Raw genomic sequence first — 20,229 nt, 5'->3', positions numbered from 1 at the left:
GCGGCAGTTTTCACCTCGGTGGCACTGGGACCTGTCGCCGAGGCCTTCGGAGTGCACGAAATCAGCCGGTATTCGGTGGGGCAATCCTTCACCGCCAACGGCCGCGACATCCTCCCGGCCGACAGCATTGCGGCGAGCCCTTTCTCGTCGCCGACGGCATCCACTCTCTCCCTCTTGATGGGGCAGCCCGGCTCGTTTATCGAATCGGCACCCGCGGCGCCCCTGACGGCACAGGCCTACGGCCTTCAGACGCTCCAGAAACTGGGGCTTCTCAGTGGCCCGGACCTCTCGAAATACCTCGCTGCGCATCCTGACGCCGTCACAGACCTGCTGGCCGCAGCACCCGCGGCGAGTGACGTGTCGTTGTGGTGGTCCAATCTCGACGTGCAGGCCAAGTTGAACCTGCGAGCCACCGCCCCGCAGCTCCTCGGCAACCTTGAGGGTGTGCCGTTCCGGATTCGCGATGCGGCCAACCGCACCACGCTGCGCATCACCATCTCTGACCTCAATCGGGTGGTCGACAGCACCGCCGGTCGTTCCGTTGTAGACAACGCCAAGCAGCAGCTGAAGATGCTCCAGTCGATTTCGGATGCTCTCGACGCAGTCGCATCAGACACCGCAGCTGACCAGCCTCGACGCACCCTGCTCACCCTCGACGTAGCCGGGCAGGGTCGCGCGGCGATCGTGCTTGGCGACCTCGCGACAGCCGACTACGTCACCTACCTGGTTCCCGGCATGTTCTTCACCATCGAGAACCAGATGGGGGCCTGGGCCGAGGCGGCCGGTGGGTTGTACGACCAGCAGCTCGAGTGGCTGGACTACTTCGGTACGAAGGATGGCGTGACAAAGTCGAGCGAGACGGTCGCCACTGTGGCGTGGATCGGCTACCACACCCCCAATCTCACCAACGTGGGCGGCATCCAGAATGCTGACGAGGGCCGGGACGCTCTCGCGACAGCGATCAAGGGACTGCAGTCGGTCCGGGCTGATGATGAGCCATACGTGACAGTGGTAGCGCACTCGTACGGCTCCACCGCCGCGCTCATGGCGCTCACGGAGTACGACTTCGAGGTAGACGCGCTGGCTCTGGTCGGATCTCCCGGCAGCCCGGCGAAATCCGTTGACGAACTTCACGTGACCGATGGCAACGTCTTCGTGGGGGAGGGAGCGTGGGATCCGATTCCCAACAGCTCCTACTTCGGAAGCGACCCGGGTTCGGCCAGCTACGGGGCGAAGATCATGGGCGTCTCGGGTGGAACCGACTCGATCACGGGCGAGACCCTGCTGGCGTCGAACGGCCACAACGAGTACTTCAGCCCCGGAACACAATCGATGCGCAACTTCGCGCTGATTTCGATCGGCAAGGGCCAGTACGTTTCGGGCGGCAGCCCGCTGCTCATGGTTAAGGCCGTCGGTTCCGGCAAATAGACTTAGGGGTATCCCCGACCTGTTTTACGGAGCCGCATGTCTGAAACCACCCCCGGCGCCAACGGCGCAGCGATAACAACGGACGTGGTGTCGCATCTCGCGAACCTCGCACGCATCGCACTGACCCCTGACGAGATCGTCAAACTCACCGGCGAACTCGGTGCAATCGTCGACTCGGTCGCCAAGGTCAGCGAGGTGGCAACACCGGATGTGCCGGCCACGAGTCATCCGATTCCTCTGGTCAATGTGTTCAGGCCGGATGTTGCTGGCCCGACCCTCACGACCGCGGAAGCGTTGGCCGGGGCCCCCGAGCACGACGGCAGCCGTTTCAAGGTCAGCGCGATTCTGGGGGAGGAGCAGTGAGTTCCCTGATCCACCTTTCCGCCTCCGCTCTCGCTGAGAAGCTCACGTCGGGCGAGGTCAGCTCCGTCGAAGCCACCCAGGCCCACCTCGACCGTATTGCTGCCGTCGACGGTGACGTGCACGCCTTCCTGCACGTCAACGAAGCAGCCATCGCTGCCGCCGGTGACATCGATACCCGACGCGCTGCCGGCGAGAAGCTCGGCCCGCTGGCCGGGGTTCCGATCGCTATCAAGGACGTGCTGTGCACGATCGGGATGCCGTCGACTGCTGGCTCGAAGATTCTCGAAGGCTGGATTCCGCCGTATGACGCGACGCCAGTCGCGAAGCTCAAGTCGGCCGGACTCATCGCCCTCGGCAAGACCAACATGGACGAATTCGCCATGGGCTCGTCGACCGAGCATTCCGCCTACGGGCCAACGAAGAACCCGTGGGACCTTTCGCGCATCCCCGGTGGCTCCGGTGGAGGTTCCGCAGCCGCGGTAGCGGCGTTCGAGGCGCCCCTTGCTCTCGGATCAGACACGGGTGGCTCAATTCGGCAGCCAGCCGCTGTGACCGGATCGGTCGGCGTCAAGCCAACCTACGGGGGAGTGTCGCGCTACGGGGCCATCGCACTGGCGTCGTCGCTCGACCAGGTCGGGCCGGTTGCGCGCACCGTGCTCGATGCCGCACTGCTCCACGACGTGATCGGTGGTCACGACCCGCGAGACAGCACATCGCTGACTGACGTGTGGCCGTCATTTGCTGCCGCAGCGCGCCAGGGCGCGAAGGCCGAGAACCTCAAGGGTTTGCGCGTCGGAGTCGTGAAAGAGCTCGACAGCCCCGGCTTCCAGCCCGGTGTGTCCCAGCGATTCCACGAGGCTCTCGAGCTGCTGACGGCCGCCGGCGCCGACATCGTCGAGGTGTCAGCACCCCACTTCGAGTACGCCGTGGCGGCGTACTACGTGATTCTTCCCGCCGAGGCATCCAGCAACCTGGCCAAATTCGACTCTGTGCGGTTCGGCATGCGGGCGAAGGTCAGCGGCACCGTCGAAGACGTCATGGCGGCGACCCGCGAGGCTGGCTTCGGTGACGAGGTGAAGAGGCGCGTCATCCTCGGAACGTACGCGCTGTCTGCCGGCTACTACGACGCGTACTACGGAAGCGCGCAGAAGGTGCGAACCCTCATCCAGCGCGACTTCGCATCTGCGTTCGAGAAGGCCGACGTACTGGTCTCTCCGTCGGCGCCGACGACGGCGTTCAAGCTCGGCGAGAAGCTCAACGACCCGCTGGCCATGTACCTGAACGACGTGACAACGATCCCGGCAAACCTTGCTGGCGTGCCCGGCATGGGACTGCCGATCGGCCTTGCCCCGGAAGACGGTCTTCCCGTCGGCTTCCAAATCATGGCGCCAGCGCGAGAGGATGCCCGGCTCTACTCGCTCGGCGCCACGCTGGAGCGACTGCTCGAGGACGGCTGGGGCCGCACCCTGCTGAGCCAGGCGCCGAAACTGTAGAGACGTTGTGTTCGCGAGGGGGCTTAAGCCCTCTCGCGGAACGCCAACTGGTTCATCCGGTTTCCGCATCGGACGCTGCAGAAGCGCTTCGACCCGTTGCGCGACAGGTCGAGCAGCAGGCCCGTGCAATCTGGTGCAGCGCACACGCGCATGCGTCCGGTCTCGTTTGACCTGATCACGTCGACTATCGCCAGCGACACCTCCACCCTGATGCGTTCGGCCAGGGGCGCTCCCAACGGGGTCGCGTGCAAATGCCAGTCGAAGGGCTCGTGCCGCACGAGGTACGGGAGTGCGCCAGCCTCCTTCAACATGCGGTTCACCTCGACGACGGCCTCGTCGCGCGGGAGGCTCCAGACCCGTCGCAGCAGCGACCGTGTGTCAACCACCGAGGCCAGTTCGGCGGCGTCACGATCGAACCGCCCCGAATAGCCGTGGGCGTCGAAAAGTGTCTCGAGTTGATCGATCGTGGCGAGCTCATCGTCGCCGCTTCGTGAGGCGCCGGGATCGGTATTTCCCAGCGCGACTGTGAAGAGCAAAGCATCTTCTGTGTCAGGGGCAAAATGCAATTTGACTCCTTATTTAGGTCAAGAGTACCGTCAATCTCATCACTGGAAATAGCGGACAGACAGGCACCATGAAAGCGCTCATTATCGGCATCACCGCGTCGCTCGCTTTCGGCGTCTCCGGGGCGTTCATCAAGCCGCTGCTGGAGAATGGATGGAGCCCCACCGCCGCCGTCGCGATGCGCACCGCGATCGCCGGAATTGTGCTGGCGCCGCTCGCGATCAAGGCCCTGCACCGCAATTGGGGTAGCCTCTGGCGCGCCCGCTGGCGCATCGTCGGCATGGCGCTGATCGGTGTTGCCGGCACTCAACTCGCCTACTTCATTGCCGTCCAGCGCATACCTGTCGGTACCGCGATCCTGCTGGAATATCTGGCGCCGATCCTGCTCGTGCTGTTCGCGTGGGCCACGACCCGCGTCATCCCGAAGAAGGTCGTACTGATCGGTGCGGCGATCGCCATCGTCGGTCTCGTCCTTGTCGTGGGGCCCGGCAGCATCGCGGGTGACGTGATCGGGGTCTCCGCAGGACTTCTGGCCGCCATCGGGGCCGCCACCTATTACCTGATTGCGGCTCGCCCGTCCGAGGGGCTTCCACCGGTCGCCCTGGCCGCATCCGGGCTGCTACTCGGATCGATCGTGCTCTCCCTGCTTGGGGTCATCGGTGTGCTGCCGTTCACCGCAGCCTTCACCGACATGCCGTTCCTGACGGGCACGGCTCCCTGGTGGGTGCTGCTGGGCATCGTCGCTGTCATCGGCACCGCGGTTGCATACGCCACCAGCATCATCGCCACCGGGATGCTCGGCTCGCGACTTATGTCGTTCATCGGGTTGCTCGAGGTGGTGTTCGCGGCGCTCTTCGCGTGGCTGCTGCTCGGCGAAAACCTCGGCGCGGTGCAGCTGCTGGGCGGGCTCCTGATCCTGGCCGGAATAGCGTTCGTCCACTCCGAGCGGCCGGCGCCGATCGAGGTCGTGACGGTCGTGTCGGACGATGACGCTGACCTCGAGCTGCCTGGCTCCGACGGCAACCTGGAGTCTGCGGCATCCACCCCCGGCTAGAATCGTCTGGTGGCTAAAGCTGATCTGATGGACTACGACCGTGCCCTCGAACTCTTCGAGCCTGTGCTTGGTTTCGAGGTGCATGTCGAGCTGAACACCCAGACCAAGATGTTCTCGGATGCTCCGAACCCCGCCGCGCTCGGCAATGTGCCGCACGAGCCGAACACGACGATCACCCCCGTCGACCTCGGACTGCCGGGGTCGCTGCCCGTGGTGAACGAGCAGGCGATCAAGTATTCGATCAGCCTCGGCCTCGCACTCGGGTGCCAGATCGCACCGTCGAGCCGCTTCGCGCGCAAAAACTACTTCTACCCTGACCTTGCCAAGAACTATCAGATCAGCCAGTTCGACGAGCCGATCGCCTTCGATGGCCAGGTCGAGGTGGAGCTCGCGAGCGGCAAGAAGTTCACCATCGACATCGAGCGCGCGCACATGGAGGAAGACGCCGGAAAGCTCACCCACGTGGGTGGTGCGACCGGACGCATCCAGGGCGCCGAATATTCGCTCGTCGATTACAACCGTGCCGGCGTTCCGCTGGTCGAGATCGTCACCAGAATGATCACTGGCGCCGAAGCGGATGCTCCCGAGCTTGCGAAGGTCTATGTTTCGGCAATTCGCGACATCGTCGTGTCGCTGGGGATCTCGGAGGCCAAGATGGAGCGCGGCAACCTTCGTTGCGACGCCAACATCTCGCTGTCTCCCCGCGGCTCGGGCAAGCTCGGCACGCGGACCGAGACCAAGAACGTCAACAGCCTGCGCTCGGTCGAGCGTGCGATCCGCTACGAGATCCAGCGTCAGGCTGCGATCCTCGACGGCGGCGGCACCATCATCCAGGAAACGCGTCACTGGCACGAAGACACCGGCGTTACGTCGGCAGGCCGGCCGAAGAGCGACGCGGACGACTACCGCTACTTCCCGGAGCCCGACCTGCTGCCCGTCGAGCCGTCGCTTGAGCTCATCGAGGAGCTGCGTGCTGCGCTTCCCGAGGCCCCGTCGCTGCGCAAGAAGCGGTTGCAGGGTGAGTGGGGTTTCACCGACCTCGAGTTCCAGGATGTCGTCAACTCCGGCCTGCTGGTGGAGATCGACGAGACCGTCGCGGCCGGGGCGGCTCCTGCCCAGGCGCGCAAGTGGTGGACCGGCGAGATCGCGCGCCTCGCAAACGTTTCTTCCGTGGATGCGGCGTCGCTGGTGTCACCTGCGGATGTTGCGGCTCTCGTCGCCCTCGTCGACTCCGGTGAGCTGACCGACCGACTGGCTCGCCAGGTGCTCGAGGGCGTCATCGCCGGCGAGGGTTCTCCCGCGCAGGTTGTGGAGTCTCGGGGGCTCAAGGTCGTCTCCGATGACGGTGCCCTGATCGCGGCCATCGATGAGGCGCTTGCTGCGCAGCCCGATGTGCTCGAGAAGATCCGCGAGGGCAAGGTGCAGGCTGCCGGCGCCGTTATCGGTGCTGTCATGAAGGCGATGAAGGGCACCGCGGATGCCGCTCGCGTGCGCGAACTGGTGCTGGAGCGCGCTCAGCAGTAGTAACTGCAGCGCCCGTAGCTGGGTCGCAGGTGTTTACAGCGCGTGTCGAGCGCGACTGGCTCGCCGGGTGCGAAGCATCTGCGACAGCAACACTCCCGCGATGACGACGGCCAGGCCGAGCGCCGCAGCCCACAGCGGCGAGGACGGGCTGCCCGAGTCGTCCGCCAATGCGGCGGAGCTGGCTGATCGGCTGTTTTCCAGGTTCGGGGCCGGGGTAGCGGTCTTCGCGCGCGTATTCGCGGCGCCGGGTTCCTCGTTCGCGGTCGCCGTCGCGCTCGGGTCGGCCGCTGTCGGCTCGGGTGTCGGGGTCGCGGCAGGAGCTTCGGCTACGGGTGCAGGTTCCGCGGGTGCGGGTTCGACTGGCGCGGGCGCGACTGGAGCCGCGACGGGAGCCGCGGGACCAACACTGCCGGGATAGTTGGCAAAGACCTGGACGCCCCAGGTGGTGCCGCCCGATTCGAGGTAGGCGATTCCGATGTCTGTGAAGTTTCCGAGGATGTTGGTGCGGTGCCCGGGGGAGTTCATCCAGCCGTTCTGCATAGCGGCCCCGCCGGCGTATCCCTGCGCCACGTTCTCTGCGGCGGCGGTCCAGCCGCCCGGAATCTGGCTCGAGTACGAGGGATTGTGCGAGAGAGTTCCGGCCTGTGCCAGCTGGGCGGCCCACCCGGCTGCGACAGTATCCATGGCGGAGTTTCTCACCAGACCTGCGCTGCCCTGGCTCCACCTGGCCTCGTTGACCAGAGAGTAGATGGTGTCAGTTTCCGCGGCGTGGGCTGCGGTTGGCTGCAGCACCACCAGCCCGAGAGCGAGCGCCAGGGTCACCACCAGCGCGCCTGCTGCTGCGCGAATACGTCGTGCAGTGTGTGTCATGGTTCCCCCAATCCAGCGAGTTCGGGGCCCTGTTGTGAGCTGCTCAGCGTCAAATTCGGCAGTTCTGCCTCGGTGGCCCCATTTCGGTGGGAGCCACGATACGTCAGGTTGCTTGTGAAAGCACATTGTTCTGTGCCAGCCCGACCGCGAGTAGGTCGTGCAGGGCCAAGCTTTTCGTGGGCATGGGCCGCGGCATCCGGCCCGGATCGATGGCGGCGGGCGGGATCAGCCAGAAGCCGGTGTTGTCGTGCTCGATCTCCCAGCCGTTGTTGTGGACGAGCATGTGGTGATGTCGGCAGAGCAGCACGCCTCGGTCGATATCGGTTCGTCCGCGATCTCGCTTCCAGTGATCGATGTGGTGAGCTTCTGTCCAGCTCGGCGGTCTGTCGCACCCGGGGAAGCGGCATCCGCCGTCACGAGCGGCAAGTACCAGGCGTTGCCGAGGGGAGAAGAGGCGTTGTTCTCGGCCCAGGTCGAGCGCGTTGCCGTCTTCATCGAAGGTCACCTGCACCGTTCCGTTGGCGCAGGCATTGCGCTCGACTGTTGCGAGGGAAACCGGGGTCGCGATGCCTTCGATGCGCCCGACTCCGACGCCCGATTCGAGCGCCGCGGCGGTGACCAGCACTCGCACTGAGGGCTGGCGAGAGCCGATGAGCCCTCGCGTGGCGGTGGAGCCGCTCGCGACCGCGATGCGCAGCAGGTCGGTGAAGGTGTCATGTACGTACTGGTCGGTGGTGCGCGCGTCGCGGCTGACGGAGTCGGCCCAGGCGCGATCGTCGTCGGACAAGAATGTGACGTTGCCACGGCGCGGGGAGGTCGCGTGGTCGTACAGGTCGTCAAGAAATGCCGCAGTCTCGATATCTGGGTCGATGATGTATCGGTTGAGCCCGTTGGGTCGACGGAACCGGCGGATGCTGCGCTCGTCGCGGAGTTGCTGCTCCCGCCGTGCGACTCCGGCAAGGTCGAGCTCATCGCGCAGTTGACGCGCGCGCACAAGGAGCGCGTCGGCGTGCAGATCGGAGGCTTCGGCGAGAAGAGTAAGCACGGCACCCGAGAGTTGTTCGACGGTGACCCCTGCCGCGTCGTCACCGTCTGCAGGCTCGTGTGGGCGACCCAGACCGGTGCGGATGGCCTGCGCGGCTTCCACACCGAGAGCGCCGGATGCCACGGCAGTCCCGACAGCGCGAAGCCACGGTTCGCGCGGCTCAGCGCTCTCGGCCGCGGGATCGAGGGCGGCGGCGCTGGGGTCGGAGGCGTGGACGAGGGCACCGACGGCGACGAGCGCCGTGGCATCCCGAGCAGTGGATCCCGTGGTGTGCTGCACGAGCTTTTCGGGGCTGCGGAAGCCCTCGCGTTGGGCGAGACCGCTATACCCGAGCTCACGCCTGGAGCGGTGCCCGATCTCGCCGGCGATCACGGACGCGGTGGCATCAAGGGCGCGACGCGCCTCGGCGAGAGTGCGCTGGGCGCTCAAAAGGTGGTCGTCATCGAGGGCGCGAGCAGCCGAAACAGCTGTGGGAAGCGCCGACGTCGCCACGCGGACCGCGGCGAGCGATTCGGTGAAGGTGTCTTCGATGGTGACCATAAATCTATTGTCCCAGAATCGAACATAGATGTGAATAGTTCTCATAAACCGGTGGAGAACTCGCCAACGTCGAGGCTGTGGAGGAGAGGAACTGTCCGCGGGAAAGACCTCTACTTCCGCTCGATCCGCTGCAATCCGCGTCCGGGATGCCAGAACTCCACCACGAGCTGCTCCCCGTCGGCCGAGGTGAGGACCGCCTCGTTGATGTCGAGTTCGAAGTAGAAGCCGGGCACGGCATCCGGTCGCGGCAGGTCGATGGCGAACAGCACGCCGCCGATCTTCGCGTCGCCCAGGCCGAGAGTGCCTTTCGGCGGCTCGATGGTGGGCGAGTGGATCGCAACACGGCCGTCGCGCTGCACGTCGACGAGCTTGCGGGAGTCTGGCATCATGCCGAGCGTGATGCGTCCGTCGTCGAACTCCAGCTCGGTGCCGCTGATCCGAGGGGAGCCGTCCAGGCGCAGGGTGGCGAGGGTCTTGTTGGTGCCGGCGTCGAAAACGGTGCGCAGGCGCGCGGCGAAAGCCGGGGCATCCGCTTCGATGTCGGCCCAGCTCGTCATGCCACGAGGATAGCCGTCGAGGCGGATACGCTGGCTCCCATGAGCACGGATGGCATCCTCGAGCAGGCACTACTCCCGATCAAGCCCGGGCGCGAGGCCGAGTTCGAGGCCGCATTCGCCACGGCGAAAGACATCATTTCGAGGATGCCCGGCTTCCGCTTGCTGACACTCTCCCGAGGCATCGAACGCCCTGACACCTACCTGCTTCTGGTCCGCTGGAACACCGTCGCCGATCACGAGGTTGGCTTCCGCGGTTCGCCCGAATACCAGCAGTGGCGCGCGCTGTTGCACGACTTTTACGACCCGTTCCCGGTAGTCGAGCACTTCGCTGAGGTTAGCCGCGTCGCCTAGCTCACCACGCCGACACGGTGACGCCGAGCCATTCGCCGAGCTCCGCGATCTCGGCTCGCACCATCTCGTCTTCCTCGGCATCGAACGGCAGAAACTGGTGCACCGCGTTCACGGTGAGCACCTCCTTAAAGACGGTCGCGTCGAGCAGGCCGACGAATCGATCACCCATCAGGATCGGATGCGCGAAAAACCCGTACTTGCGTTGCGCCTTCGGCTTGAACTGCTCGAGCACATACTCGAACTCGAAAATCTCTTTCAGGCGCGGGCGGTCGAAGAGCATGCCGTCGTAAGGGTTGAGGAATGCGACGCGTCCGCCCGGGTCGTCGTCGAGCGCTGCGATCGCCCCCGGATCGACACGGTACGACCACTCGCTGCCCTCGATCGTTGCCGGTTCGCCCGCATCGCCAACCGGGGTCCATCGCGAGTTGCGTTTTGCGATCCCGGCCGCCTGCAGGCGACGTTCGTTCAGCATCCATTCGGCTTCTTCGAGCGAATACTCGGGCAGGTTCTGCGGGTAGACCCGTTCCGCGAGATCCCATAGTCGGTGGCGACCCTCGCGCCCGACGATGGCGACCTCGCCCTGCCGCATCAGGAAGTCGAGCATGTGCACAACCTGGCCGGGGCCGTACCAGCCGTCCGAGGTGGGGCGGGCAACCTTCGCTGTGTCCGGGATGCCGGATGCCAGCAGCGGCCCGTCCGAGCGCAGTCGGGCCAGCACGTCGGTGCGGAAGCTGTCGTTCGCCTCGAGCCAGTCGCGGTGGCTCTCCCGTTGCGGCCACCGCCGCATGGCGGGCAGCATCAGCGGCAGCAGGCTGATGGGGAGGAAGGACCCGTCGAATTCAAACAGCAACCGATCGGCCTCGACATTTTTCGAGAGCTGGATCGGCTCGTAGCCCAGCCCGATGCGGGACCAGAGGATGGTGTGTTGGGCCGGCGCGATCGTCGCGGTCGGGTCGATCTTGATCGCACCGAGCTGCTCGGCGACCTCCACCACGTCGCCCGGCCGGTCGGCATCCAGCAGCTGCGCCCGCACGGCAATGCGCCGGGCCTCGTCGCGCGTGAGCTGGTGGGTCACGCATTTACGGTAGCAGCGGCCCCCGCGGCAGGGTCAGGCGATCTTCCACGTGATCCCGAGCAGCTCCTCGCTGAGCGCCCACAGGCGAGCCGCGGCATCCTGATCCTGGGCGGCATCGGAAATGTGACTCTCGCCGACTGGTCCGCGCGCGTCGCCGAACATGGTCGGCCCGTAGTAGGCACCGTTTCGCGCTCCGTTGCCCGCGACGGCCAGCACTTCGGGCAGCGCGCCCGCCGTCGGCGACTGCGCCAGCAGCCTGTTGGTGACCTTGTAGATTGCCTTGAGAATTCCGGTCGGCCCCGTGCTTTGCAGGTTTGTTGCCGAATATCCCGGATGGGCGGTCACCGCGATCACCGCGGACCCGGCTGCTTCGAGCCGACGGGCGAGCTCAAGGCCGTACATCAGGTTCGCAAGCTTGCTCTGCGAGTACACCTTCGTGGCCGAGTAGTCGTTGGCGAACATCGGGTCGTCGAAGTTGATCCCGGGCACACCACGATGTGCGATCGAACTGACCGGCACAATCCGGCCCGACCGGGCGGTGATCAGATCGAAAAGCAGGTAGTTCAGCAGGAAATGCCCGAGGTGATTGGTGCCGAACTGCAGCTCGAACCCGTCCGCAGTCTGTAGCTGTGGTGTCTGCATGATTCCGGCGTTGTTGATAACGCCATCCAGCGCATCGATATGGGTGCGAATCGCGTCGTTTGCCTGGCGGATGGATTCGACGCTTGCAAGATCGAGCTGGATGAGGTGCACGGCGCCGCCGCCCGGGATCCGCTTCAGCTGCGCGACCGCGTCAGCCCCCTTGCTCGCGGAGCGCGCCGCGACGAGCACATCAGCGTGGGCGCGCCGAAGGTGGGCCGCGGCTTCGAATCCGATTCCGGAGTTGCCACCCGTAATCAGGTATCGCTTCCCCGAGAGGTCGTCGAGGCGGTCGGCCGTCCAGTTGGTGATGGGCTGCGTCGTGGTCATGATGTGTCCCCCGGATGGTTGCGGCTGCAGAGTGGTGCCGTCCCAGAGTACGCGGGACGGCAGGACGCGCTACAGCAGTTCCGGCAGGGCGATCACGCCATCAACGAGGCTGACCACCGCGTTCCACCAACCCTCGGGCATCTGCATGGCGTAGCCGGGGACGAGCCAGGCGTTGCCGTGCGGATGCCGCGCGCGTGCGCGAGCTGGTGCTGGAGCGGGCGGGTAGCTAGGCGCATCCCTAAGCTGTCCTCATGTCCGAACTAGCAACGCCCGCCGACCTTGCACGCGAACTGGGTATAACCCATAAGCGCGTCCGCGACTTTCTCCGTGCCGAGTACGGCAAGCTAACGCCGCCGACGACCCGTTGGGAGCTCAACAGCGAGCAAGAGGCAAAGGTACGTCTCAACTTCCGCGACAAGCGCTAGTGCTCACCGCTGATCTAACGCGCCTCTACCCCGAGGCGTATCACATGGCCGCGGATGGCAGCTGGCCGTCGATCGCGCGGCACGGGCTGCTGAGCACTGCCGCGCTGGTTGAGCGGTGGGAGATCGCGAGCCCGGGCATCCGTTCGTCGTTGTTGGAGCAGCGGCGCCCCGACTCGGTGGCGATCGAGCACCCGGAACACGGCGTGGCAATCGTCCGAGACCACAAGCCGATCAACGAGACGGCGCTCTCGGTTGCCCTTATCGGCATGACGCCGGAGCAGTGGTTCGAGGTGCTCAACGAGCGGGTGTTCTTCTTCCTGCAGCGGCCACGCCTGGAGTCGCTGCTTGGCGCCTATTCGAAGGCCCCGCAGCTCGTGATCACGGTCGACACCGCGAGTCTGGTCGCCGCGCACGAGGAACGAATCGAGCTGTGTCGAATCAACTCCGGATTCGCGCAGCCTCACAACAAGGCGCCTCGGAACCGACAGTCGTTCCTTCCGATCGCCGACTACCCGCATCGGGACCGCGCCGTCGCGAACCCTCGCGGTGTCGACATCGCTGAACTCACCGTTCTGGGTGGGGTTCCCGATATCGCGGCGGACGTCGTCCGCGTGGAGCGAATGCTCGGCGGGCAGGTAGTTGAGCGGCTTGTCTAATCTGTCGAAGGTCTGACACCTACTGGGCCCGTCGCCAGACGCGTCAGTCGACCGTTCGGCCTGTGGGACGAGAGATGCCAAGCACTGCAGGTCGCGCACGGGTAAACGCAGCGGGGCACGCGGTCACCCTCCTCGGCGACATTGACGATCGCGCGCAGCGCACAGCGCGCTTGCCGGATTGATGAATATAGTCTGCTTTGAGAAAATCGCCATGGCGACTGATCCCATTCCAGAATCGTCGCGCAGCTCATATCTGCACTTAACGATCGACTTATGAACGACCGCCCAACCTCCCACTCAACGCAATTGAAATCACGTGAGGGGCCAACTGAGAAGGACTGTACATCCGAACCGAGGATGTGTCGAGAGCCGACTCGCCCCCGCTACACCAACTCCACCGGAGCCCCATAAGCCGCCACCACCTCATCACCCGTAAGCAACACAATCCCTTCCTCCCGCGCCTGCGCGATCTGGATTCGGTCGAACGGGTCTTTGTGCAATGGCGCGAGGTCGGAGACGGAGAGAGCGTGTTCGCTCGTGATGGGGAGCTCTTGTGCGCCATTGGTCATCAGTCCGCGGCGCAGGAGCCGGGTATCCACCGAGAAGTCGGACCGGCCCAGCGTCGACTTGATGGTGATCTCCCAGATCGCGGCCGAACTGAACATGAACCCGTTCGCTTCGTCGGTGAGCAGGTCGCGCGCGGTGTCGCTCAAGCGATCAGAGTCGGCCGCGGCCCACAGGATGAGCTGGGTGTCGAGCAGGTAGATCACCGGGATGCCGCGGGGCCCGCGCCCTCGAATTGTGCGGCGAGTTCGTCCTCACCCATCCGGTCGAAGTCGTCGGGGACGCTGATCCGTCCGCTTAGGAACCCCACGAGGCTGCGCGGTCGGCTCGGTTCCGCGTCCAGGGGCACCAACCGGGCGACGGGGGAGCCGGCTTTCGCAATCACGACGGACTCACCCTCGGCGACGTCGTCGACCAGCCGAGAGAAGTGAGTCTTGGCGTCATGCATGTTGACCGATCGCATGGATCAGGAGTAATGGACTAAGGAATGTTAGTCCACTATCTTCCGGGAGGTTGTGGATACCGTGCGAGGGCACCCCCGCCGAGGTGGTGCAGTCGCGTGGACTCGAGGTGGTGTCGGATGACACCGCGCTCATCGCCGTGATCGACGAGGGTCTGGCCGCGCCTCTGAACTAGGGAATCGCCTAGGTTTCACTCGTGGAGGTCAGTTGAGGAAGATCACTGTGGACTGTCGCCCATTCTTTCCAGGGCATGCCGTCCTCCCATAGGTAGTTGAAGTGGTTTGTGAGCTGCCGGTAGTGCGACGCCCCTGAAGTTTCCGCATTGTCATTTAGGCGAAGGGCGAAGAAGCGGTTCTCCAGGCGATCAGTGGCCTGCCCAAGGTGATACGGGTCGTAGACCATCTCATGCTCGGTGAAGAAGACCACAGCGGCGTCGTGCTCCTCGAGGGTGTTGCTGAGTGTGCCGGGCTTGAAGTGTTTGGGGAGATCGAGCGGCTGCTGGCGCTCTGATCTCCCCGCAGGCCGCGCTACAGCAGTTCCGGCAGGGCGATCACGCCGTCAACGAGGCTGACCACCGCGTTCCACCAGCCCTCGGGCACCTGCATGGCATAGCCGGGGACGAGCCAGGCGTTGCCGTCGGCGTCCCACATGAGCAGCAGCGTCGCGGCCGCGTTGTCCACGGTCACCTCGACGACCTCGGGGGTCGGCGCGAGGTCGGGGTCAACGTCGACCGGTGGCAGCGAGTCATCGGGAGCGGGGGTGGGAGCGGCAGTGGACGGGTCGACAGGCACATCGGTCAAAGGCTCGGCGCTCGGCTCGATGCCTGGCTCGGTTGGCTCGCCCAACTCTTCCAAGGTGACGACATCATCGACCGCACCCCTCGCCGAGTACGCGATCGCGCCGCCCTGGTACTCGGGGCCGGCTGATCCGTACCAGCGGTAGTCCGCCAGGCGCTGCACGGCCTCCGTGGGCGACACGGTGTCGAAAGTGCCGCGCGCTTCCGGGTGCACCGAGTGGCCGTACGCGTACGAGAGCCCGCCTGCGTTCGTCCAGTACGCACTCCAGTTGAGGCTGGTCCGGATCCCGTCGACGGTGAGGTAGGCGTTCGCGCTGGTGCCGTAGGTGTCGGCGGTGATCTCGATGTGAGCGGCATCCGCTTCATAGCCGGTGGATGCGAACAGCGCCTGTGCAAGCGACCGCGCGGTTTCGCCCGTGGGCGCCAGGTTCGCGGGAGCATCGGTCGGCATCATGCATCCGTAGCTTTCGGCATCCTCGACGGTCACCGATTCGTCGCAAATGTAGATCGAGGCGACGGTCGGGTCGTTGAACCACCAGTCACCGGTGCCGAAGGCGCTGAACGTGAGGTTCGCCGCCGAGCCGTCCTGCGGGCCCACAATCCAGGTCGGGTATGCAGGGTCGGCGTAGTCGGCCTGGGACACGGCACCGTCGACGCCGAGGGTCGTGGCGAGATCCGCGGTGCGAGCCTCGGGGTCTGCGGTGTCGAGAACGAGCTGGTACACCGGCCCCGAACCGCCCTGGGTCGACAGCGAAGCCCCGGCGGTGTAGCGGTATTCCACCCACGGCGCGATCCTGAGATCGCTTGAGATTGCGTCGCGCGAACCGAGTGCCGCGGTATCGGCGGATGCCCCTGCCGCGGTGAACAACGGAGCGCGCGTCAGACTGGGCGCCACCACCAAAGCGCCCACGGTGACAACGGCCACGGCGACCGCGGACGCACCAGCGATGCGCAACCCGCGAGCCGGGTTGGTGAGGCGGGGAGCGGTGCGATCACCGGCGCCGCTGACGAGGTCGGCGGAGAGCTCGGGGGCCGCTCCGCGATCGAGGCCGCTGCGGAGTCGGTTGCGAAGGTCGTCGTGATTGGTGCTCATACTGGGGATATGTCGTGACCCCGTGAATCTTTCACCGCGGCTGCGAGATTTATTCTGCGGCGAGCAGGCGCGCCAGCTTGGCGCGTGCCCGATGCACCCGGATGGTCGCGGCGTTGACGCTCACTCCGAGAGCCACCGCCAGTTCGGCCGGGGCGAGGTCTTCCACGAGGGCGAGGGCGAGCACCTCACGTTCGGCGGGACGCAGCTGCCCCCACGCCGCAGCGAGCGTCGCGTCGGCGGCAACGATCTCTTCGGCCGACGGCGCCGAGTCGGCGGGTCGCAGCGAAGCGAGAAGTGCCAAGCCCGAGGCCTGCTTGCGGCGATGGTTGGCCACGACGTTGGCCGCGATCCGATACAGCCACGGCAGTTCCTCGCCCTGGGCGACGGACGCCCGCTTGCGCCAGGCGATCGCGAACACATCCGCGGCAAGGTCTTCGACGTGCTGCCGCTGCACGCGTCGATAGAGGTAGCCGCTCACCGTGGGCAGGTACTGGATGTAGGCGCGCTCGAACGACGCGTCGGTGGTGACCATGTGGCCAGCATGGTCACCGCGGCGAGGGATCACAACCCAACGTTGTGCGTGGGTTGTTCGTCACAACAAGGGCGCCCCATCGGAGCCCCTCGCTAGGCTTCTACTCATGTCGACCGCCACCATGCGCGCCATCGTGCAGACCAGATACGGAAAGACCGGCAGCCTCGAGCTGCGCACGGTTCCCCGCCCGAAACCACAGGCTGGCGAGGTGCTGGTGCGGGTGCACGCGACGGGTGTCAACGACGCGGACTGGGCGCTCATTCAGGGCAAACCGTTCTTCGTGCGACTCTTTGGCGGCACGCGCGGGCCCCGCGGGCGCATCCTGGGAGCGGATGTCGCGGGCGAGGTCGTCGACGTCGGCCAGGGCGTTACGCGGTTCAGCCGCGGCGACCGGGTGTTCGGTGACCTGTCCGAGCACGGCAACGGCGGGTTCGGCGAGTACCTGAGCACGTCCGAGGATGCCTTCACCCGGATGCCAGACTCCCTGTCGTACCTCGATGCCGCCGCGCTTCCGCACGCCGGCAACCTCGCCATGCAGTCCCTGTTCGATGTCGGCCAACTCCGGCCGGAGCATCGGCTGCTGGTGAACGGCGCCGGGGGAGGCGTCGGCGTGCTGGTCGCCCAACTGGCCGCCCACCATGGTGTGCGCGACATCGTCGGTGTTGACGACGCATCCAAGCAGGAATTCCTGCGCGAGGTGGGCTTTGCGCGCACGCTGGACTACCGCGCCGTCGACTTCACGCGCACCGGCGAACGGTTCGACGTGATCGTCGACACGCGGCTGACCCGCTCGCCGTTCAGCCTGCCGCGGGCCCTCGCCCCCGGCGGCGTTTACGCGACGGTGGGCGCGACGACGGCCAGTCTGCTTGGCCTCGCGATCTGGGGCCGCCTCATCAGCAAGGTCACCGGCAGACAGCTCAGGATGCTCTGGCTGAAGGCCAACAAGAACACCGCCGAGGTTGCCGCCCTCGCCGAGTCCGGCGTTCTCGCGCCGCGCATCGACCGGGGGTACCCGCTCGCCGAGACCCCACTCGCTGTGGCGCGTTTCGGCGCGGCAGAGCATCGCGGCAAGATCGTGATCGCGGTGGTCAGTCCCTAGGCGATCCGACTGCCGCGACCCAGTCGCGCCGCGGGCGTCCGGATGCGCGCCCACGCGCCAACCAGGGCGCCGACGGCGAGGATGAGATGGATGGTCAGCCCCACGAACCAACCGGGGGTGGTCGAGTCGATGACGTCGCGCGCCGACGGTGTTTGCGGGAACGTGTTTGTGCATTCGTTGAAGACAACCAGGGTTTCCGGCGCAATTTGTGCCGATCGAACGCCGGACTTGATCTGTCCGAACAGGTCAGTCGGATTGCCGTTTCGGTCGAAGCTTGACGGCACCGCATCGGCGAGCACCACGTAGGGGTTTGCCGCTAGGACTCCCCAGAACAGGTCGAATCGGGGCGCACGATAGGTGTAGGTTTCTGGCGCCGAGCACGTGATCGCATTGCCGGCGCTGTTGTAATCGGTGCCGTAGCTCGACACGTTCGAGACCTCGGTCTGCACGGCAAGGCCGCCGAGCGAGAAGGCGATGAGGGTGCCGATGCTCAGGGCGGCGACGGCGAGGTAGCTCAACACGACGGAGAACAGTGGCCGCGCGACGAGCCCGGACAGGCCAACACCGATGGCGGCAACCACTCCCAGCTCGATTGCCAGGATCAGGATCGACACCGTGATGGCCGCAGCACTGAGTCGCCCGACGACCGACGCGTAGATCAGGAAGGGCACGGCCGCCGCGAGAAACGCGAGTGCGGTGACCCACGCCGCGAGAAACTTGCCGATGATCAGTTGCCAGGTGGTGATGAGCGTCACCTGAGTGGTCGCGAGGGTGCCAGCATCGCGGTCGCCGTTGATGGCGTTGCCGCTGAGTGCCGGTGCCACCAGGGTTCCCAACAGCAACACGAAGTAGATGATCGTGGAGTAGATCGCCGCCCCGCCGAGGTCGTCCGCTCCGAAGCCGCGGAGGGCAACCGACACGACGACTGTCACGATGGCGATGAGAGCGACGAACACCCCGATGAGCACGTACCAGCTGGCGGTGCGTACCCGCTGGCGGAGTTCGAGGGTGAGAATCACCCAGAGTCCCGAGAAGAAGGCGCTCATGACTGATCTCCGCTGCTCAGATCCAGGAAGGTGTGCTCGAGGTCGCCGACCGCGGGTGCAAAGGCGCTGATGGGCACCCCGGATCCGATGAGGTGCGCAAGTAGCGTGGCGGCGGCACCCTCACCCGAAAGCGGAACGAGCAGGTCTTTGCGGTCGGCGGTGATCTCGGCGCTTGCGATCCCCGCCGACATGAGCGCACTACGCAGAGCCTCTCCATCTGACGACCGGATGCGCCAGGGGCGCGCGCTGGCCCGGCTGCGCGCGACAGCCTCCTCGGAGGCCGTCACCCCGCCGTCGATGTAGACGACACCGTCCGCCATCTCATCGAGTTCGGTGAGCACATGGCTCGAGACGAGGATCGTTTTGCCTTCAGCGGCAAACCTGCGCACGAGCAGCCGCAGTTGCGTGCGCGCGCCCGGATCGAGCCCGGATGCCGGCTCGTCGAGCAGCAGCACCTCGGGATCGTGGATGAGAGCCCGCGCGAGGCTCAGCTTCTGCTTCTGCCCCCGGGACAGCACGCGGGTGGGGCTCGCGGCAAGATCTGCCAGGTCGACGAGCTGCACAAGGTCCTCGGCGCGTGCCGAGGCCGTTGACCTGTCCATTCCGTACATCCGCGCGGCGTATTCGAGGGTGCTGCGCACGCTCAGGTTCGCCCACGAGCCGAGAACATCGGGCATCCAGCCCATGCGTGAGCGCACTTCTGCCGTGGCATCCATGGGGTCGAATCCTGCGATCCGGATGCTCCCGCCCTCCGGCTGCAGCAGTGACGCCAGCATGAGCATGAGCGTCGTCTTGCCCGAGCCGTTTGGGCCGATGAGCCCGGTAACGGTGCCCGGCAGGGCCGTGAAGCTCGCGTCCCGCACCGCGTGCACCTCGCCGAACGACCTGCGGACGTGTTCGACGACGATGCCACCCTCCACTTGTTGAGCAACCGTCATGACGCCGAGCCTAATCGAGAGTGCCGTCAGCCGCAGGTGTCGCCCATTACGCAGTGCGTCGCCCGGTTACGTCACGAACGACACCGCTCGGGGCATCCGACGTACGGTCTCGTCATGACTCTTCTTGACACACTCACCGAAGCCCCTTCCGTTGTCGATTCTGCGAGCGAACGCGCCGCCCGCCTGACTGAAGCAGGCACCGCCTGGGGTGAGCGCATCGCAGCCAACCGCACCGCGGCACACCTGACGTACAAGGTGAAGGGCGTCGGGGAGGGTTCCGTGCTTACGACCGTCACTGCCGGGAAGCACACCTTCGCTATCGATGAGCCTGCAGCATTGGCGGGGGATGACCTCGCTGCGAGCCCGGTCGAGATTGCGCTGGGCGCGCTCATCTCATGCCAGGTCGTGGTCTACCGTCTGTACGCCCACGCGCTCGGCATTCAGGTCGACGAGATCTCGGTCGACGCCGAGGGTGACCTCGACGCGGCCAGACTGTTTGGCATCGACGAGACTGTGCGCGCAGGCTTCACGGGTGTGCGCCTCGCGATCACGATCACCGGACCAGAGTCCGACGACCGTTACCAGGAGCTGCGCGCCGCCGTTGACGCACACTGCCCCGTGCTCGACCTGTTCGCGAACCCGACTCCGGTCAGCGTGACGGTGACGAAAGCGCACTGACCCAGCGGGTCTCAGGCACTCCCAGCCGCGAAGATCCATGCGATCATGACCTCCTTTTTGGGGGAGTCCCATGTCTGTTGTTGAGAGCCCGCGGGCAATATCTTCAGA

Annotated in this window: 23 protein-coding genes; 11 read left to right on the top strand and 12 right to left on the bottom strand. The window is 65.8% G+C overall.

Annotated elements, in window-relative coordinates; genetic code table 11:
- The first annotated feature begins 18 nt into the window (after positions 1 to 18).
- From QMG83_RS10465 to gatA, 3 genes are read left to right on the top strand one after another with little or no spacing between them, the layout of a single operon-like run.
- Positions 19 to 1,428, top strand: a complete 1,410-nt coding sequence (locus QMG83_RS10465; RefSeq protein WP_283505300.1) for an alpha/beta hydrolase — start codon at positions 19 to 21, stop codon at positions 1,426 to 1,428.
- Between the two features lie 36 nt (positions 1,429 to 1,464).
- The gene (gene gatC, locus QMG83_RS10460) at positions 1,465 to 1,791 is read left to right on the top strand and encodes an Asp-tRNA(Asn)/Glu-tRNA(Gln) amidotransferase subunit GatC (protein ID WP_283505299.1); all 327 of its coding nucleotides are present in this window, start codon (positions 1,465 to 1,467) and stop codon (positions 1,789 to 1,791) included.
- Entirely contained in the window at positions 1,788 to 3,284 is a 1,497-nt protein-coding gene (gatA, locus tag QMG83_RS10455; RefSeq protein WP_283505298.1) for an Asp-tRNA(Asn)/Glu-tRNA(Gln) amidotransferase subunit GatA, read from the top strand. Before gatC ends, gatA begins: the two co-directional genes overlap by 4 nt.
- A gap of 23 nt (positions 3,285 to 3,307) precedes the next feature.
- On the opposite strand, the gene QMG83_RS10450 is transcribed toward gatA, so the two are convergent.
- Complete coding sequence (locus QMG83_RS10450; RefSeq protein ID WP_283505297.1) at positions 3,308 to 3,820, bottom strand: CGNR zinc finger domain-containing protein; 513 nt, start codon at positions 3,818 to 3,820, stop codon at positions 3,308 to 3,310.
- A gap of 98 nt (positions 3,821 to 3,918) precedes the next feature.
- Here QMG83_RS10450 and QMG83_RS10445 point away from each other — a divergent pair, with 98 nt between their 5' ends.
- Both QMG83_RS10445 and gatB read left to right on the top strand, forming a co-directional pair.
- Positions 3,919 to 4,902, top strand: coding sequence for an EamA family transporter (locus tag QMG83_RS10445; RefSeq protein WP_283505296.1), 984 nt, complete (start codon positions 3,919 to 3,921; stop codon positions 4,900 to 4,902).
- A 9-nt stretch (positions 4,903 to 4,911) separates the two neighbouring features.
- Positions 4,912 to 6,426, top strand: a complete 1,515-nt coding sequence (gatB, locus tag QMG83_RS10440; protein ID WP_283505295.1) for an Asp-tRNA(Asn)/Glu-tRNA(Gln) amidotransferase subunit GatB — start codon at positions 4,912 to 4,914, stop codon at positions 6,424 to 6,426.
- A 33-nt stretch (positions 6,427 to 6,459) separates the two neighbouring features.
- Here the strand turns inward: gatB and QMG83_RS10435 are convergent, their stop codons facing one another.
- From QMG83_RS10435 to QMG83_RS10425, 3 genes are all read right to left on the bottom strand, one after another.
- Positions 6,460 to 7,296, bottom strand: a complete 837-nt coding sequence (locus QMG83_RS10435) for a CAP domain-containing protein (RefSeq protein ID WP_283505294.1) — start codon at positions 7,294 to 7,296, stop codon at positions 6,460 to 6,462.
- A gap of 103 nt (positions 7,297 to 7,399) precedes the next feature.
- A complete protein-coding gene (locus QMG83_RS10430) occupies positions 7,400 to 8,881 on the bottom strand; it encodes an HNH endonuclease signature motif containing protein (RefSeq protein WP_283505293.1) in 1,482 nt (493 codons plus the stop codon).
- Positions 8,882 to 8,991: 110 nt separating this feature from the next.
- Positions 8,992 to 9,438: a pyridoxamine 5'-phosphate oxidase family protein gene (locus QMG83_RS10425; protein ID WP_283505292.1), complete on the bottom strand. Its 447-nt coding sequence runs from the start codon at positions 9,436 to 9,438 to the stop codon at positions 8,992 to 8,994.
- A gap of 39 nt (positions 9,439 to 9,477) precedes the next feature.
- On the opposite strand from QMG83_RS10425, the gene QMG83_RS10420 reads away from it, so the two are divergent.
- Complete coding sequence (locus QMG83_RS10420) at positions 9,478 to 9,789, top strand: antibiotic biosynthesis monooxygenase family protein (protein ID WP_283505291.1); 312 nt, start codon at positions 9,478 to 9,480, stop codon at positions 9,787 to 9,789.
- 1 nt (position 9,790) lies between these two features.
- Here the strand turns inward: QMG83_RS10420 and QMG83_RS10415 are convergent, their stop codons facing one another.
- Complete coding sequence (locus QMG83_RS10415) at positions 9,791 to 10,864, bottom strand: DNA glycosylase AlkZ-like family protein (RefSeq protein ID WP_283505290.1); 1,074 nt, start codon at positions 10,862 to 10,864, stop codon at positions 9,791 to 9,793.
- Between the two features lie 33 nt (positions 10,865 to 10,897).
- Positions 10,898 to 11,833, bottom strand: coding sequence for an oxidoreductase (locus QMG83_RS10410; RefSeq protein ID WP_283505289.1), 936 nt, complete (start codon positions 11,831 to 11,833; stop codon positions 10,898 to 10,900).
- Between the two features lie 251 nt (positions 11,834 to 12,084).
- Here QMG83_RS10410 and QMG83_RS10405 point away from each other — a divergent pair, with 251 nt between their 5' ends.
- Both QMG83_RS10405 and QMG83_RS10400 read left to right on the top strand, forming a co-directional pair.
- The gene (locus QMG83_RS10405) at positions 12,085 to 12,258 is read left to right on the top strand and encodes a hypothetical protein (protein WP_283505288.1); all 174 of its coding nucleotides are present in this window, start codon (positions 12,085 to 12,087) and stop codon (positions 12,256 to 12,258) included.
- Positions 12,258 to 12,914 carry a DUF7002 family protein gene (locus QMG83_RS10400; RefSeq protein ID WP_283505287.1) on the top strand — a complete coding sequence of 219 codons (657 nt, stop codon included), beginning with the start codon at positions 12,258 to 12,260 and terminating at the stop codon, positions 12,912 to 12,914. Before QMG83_RS10405 ends, QMG83_RS10400 begins: the two co-directional genes overlap by 1 nt.
- 383 nt (positions 12,915 to 13,297) lie before the next feature.
- Here QMG83_RS10400 and QMG83_RS10395 read toward each other — a convergent pair whose 3' ends face one another.
- Together QMG83_RS10395 and QMG83_RS10390 are read right to left on the bottom strand one after the other, a co-directional pair.
- Complete coding sequence (locus QMG83_RS10395; RefSeq protein WP_283505286.1) at positions 13,298 to 13,684, bottom strand: type II toxin-antitoxin system VapC family toxin; 387 nt, start codon at positions 13,682 to 13,684, stop codon at positions 13,298 to 13,300.
- The gene (locus QMG83_RS10390) at positions 13,681 to 13,941 is read right to left on the bottom strand and encodes a type II toxin-antitoxin system Phd/YefM family antitoxin (RefSeq protein ID WP_283505285.1); all 261 of its coding nucleotides are present in this window, start codon (positions 13,939 to 13,941) and stop codon (positions 13,681 to 13,683) included. Before QMG83_RS10390 ends, QMG83_RS10395 begins: the two co-directional genes overlap by 4 nt.
- A 50-nt stretch (positions 13,942 to 13,991) precedes the next feature.
- Between QMG83_RS10390 and QMG83_RS10385 the strand changes: the two genes are divergently transcribed.
- On the top strand, positions 13,992 to 14,114 hold the full coding sequence (locus tag QMG83_RS10385) for a hypothetical protein (protein WP_283505284.1): 123 nt from the start codon (positions 13,992 to 13,994) through the stop codon (positions 14,112 to 14,114).
- A gap of 352 nt (positions 14,115 to 14,466) precedes the next feature.
- Here QMG83_RS10385 and QMG83_RS10380 read toward each other — a convergent pair whose 3' ends face one another.
- Both QMG83_RS10380 and QMG83_RS10375 read right to left on the bottom strand, forming a co-directional pair.
- Complete coding sequence (locus tag QMG83_RS10380; protein ID WP_283505283.1) at positions 14,467 to 15,828, bottom strand: hypothetical protein; 1,362 nt, start codon at positions 15,826 to 15,828, stop codon at positions 14,467 to 14,469.
- A 49-nt stretch (positions 15,829 to 15,877) separates the two neighbouring features.
- On the bottom strand, positions 15,878 to 16,360 hold the full coding sequence (locus tag QMG83_RS10375; RefSeq protein ID WP_283505282.1) for an RNA polymerase sigma factor: 483 nt from the start codon (positions 16,358 to 16,360) through the stop codon (positions 15,878 to 15,880).
- 106 nt (positions 16,361 to 16,466) lie between these two features.
- Here QMG83_RS10375 and QMG83_RS10370 point away from each other — a divergent pair, with 106 nt between their 5' ends.
- On the top strand, positions 16,467 to 17,459 hold the full coding sequence (locus QMG83_RS10370) for an NAD(P)-dependent alcohol dehydrogenase (RefSeq protein ID WP_283505281.1): 993 nt from the start codon (positions 16,467 to 16,469) through the stop codon (positions 17,457 to 17,459).
- Here QMG83_RS10370 and QMG83_RS10365 read toward each other — a convergent pair.
- Together QMG83_RS10365 and QMG83_RS10360 are read right to left on the bottom strand one after the other, a co-directional pair.
- Positions 17,456 to 18,505, bottom strand: coding sequence for an ABC transporter permease (locus tag QMG83_RS10365; protein WP_283505280.1), 1,050 nt, complete (start codon positions 18,503 to 18,505; stop codon positions 17,456 to 17,458). The genes QMG83_RS10370 and QMG83_RS10365 overlap by 4 nt on opposite strands.
- Positions 18,502 to 19,443, bottom strand: a complete 942-nt coding sequence (locus QMG83_RS10360) for an ABC transporter ATP-binding protein (protein ID WP_283505279.1) — start codon at positions 19,441 to 19,443, stop codon at positions 18,502 to 18,504. The genes QMG83_RS10365 and QMG83_RS10360 overlap by 4 nt, the downstream gene beginning before the upstream one ends.
- 114 nt (positions 19,444 to 19,557) lie before the next feature.
- On the opposite strand from QMG83_RS10360, the gene QMG83_RS10355 reads away from it, so the two are divergent.
- Entirely contained in the window at positions 19,558 to 20,121 is a 564-nt protein-coding gene (locus QMG83_RS10355) for an OsmC family protein (protein ID WP_283505278.1), read from the top strand.
- Positions 20,122 to 20,229 lie beyond the last annotated feature (108 nt).

It is taken from the genome of Salinibacterium sp. G-O1 (assembly GCF_030063305.1).
In the GTDB taxonomy this organism is placed as follows: Bacteria; Actinomycetota; Actinomycetes; order Actinomycetales; family Microbacteriaceae; genus Rhodoglobus.
This window is presented reverse-complemented; position numbering and strand designations above follow the sequence as displayed.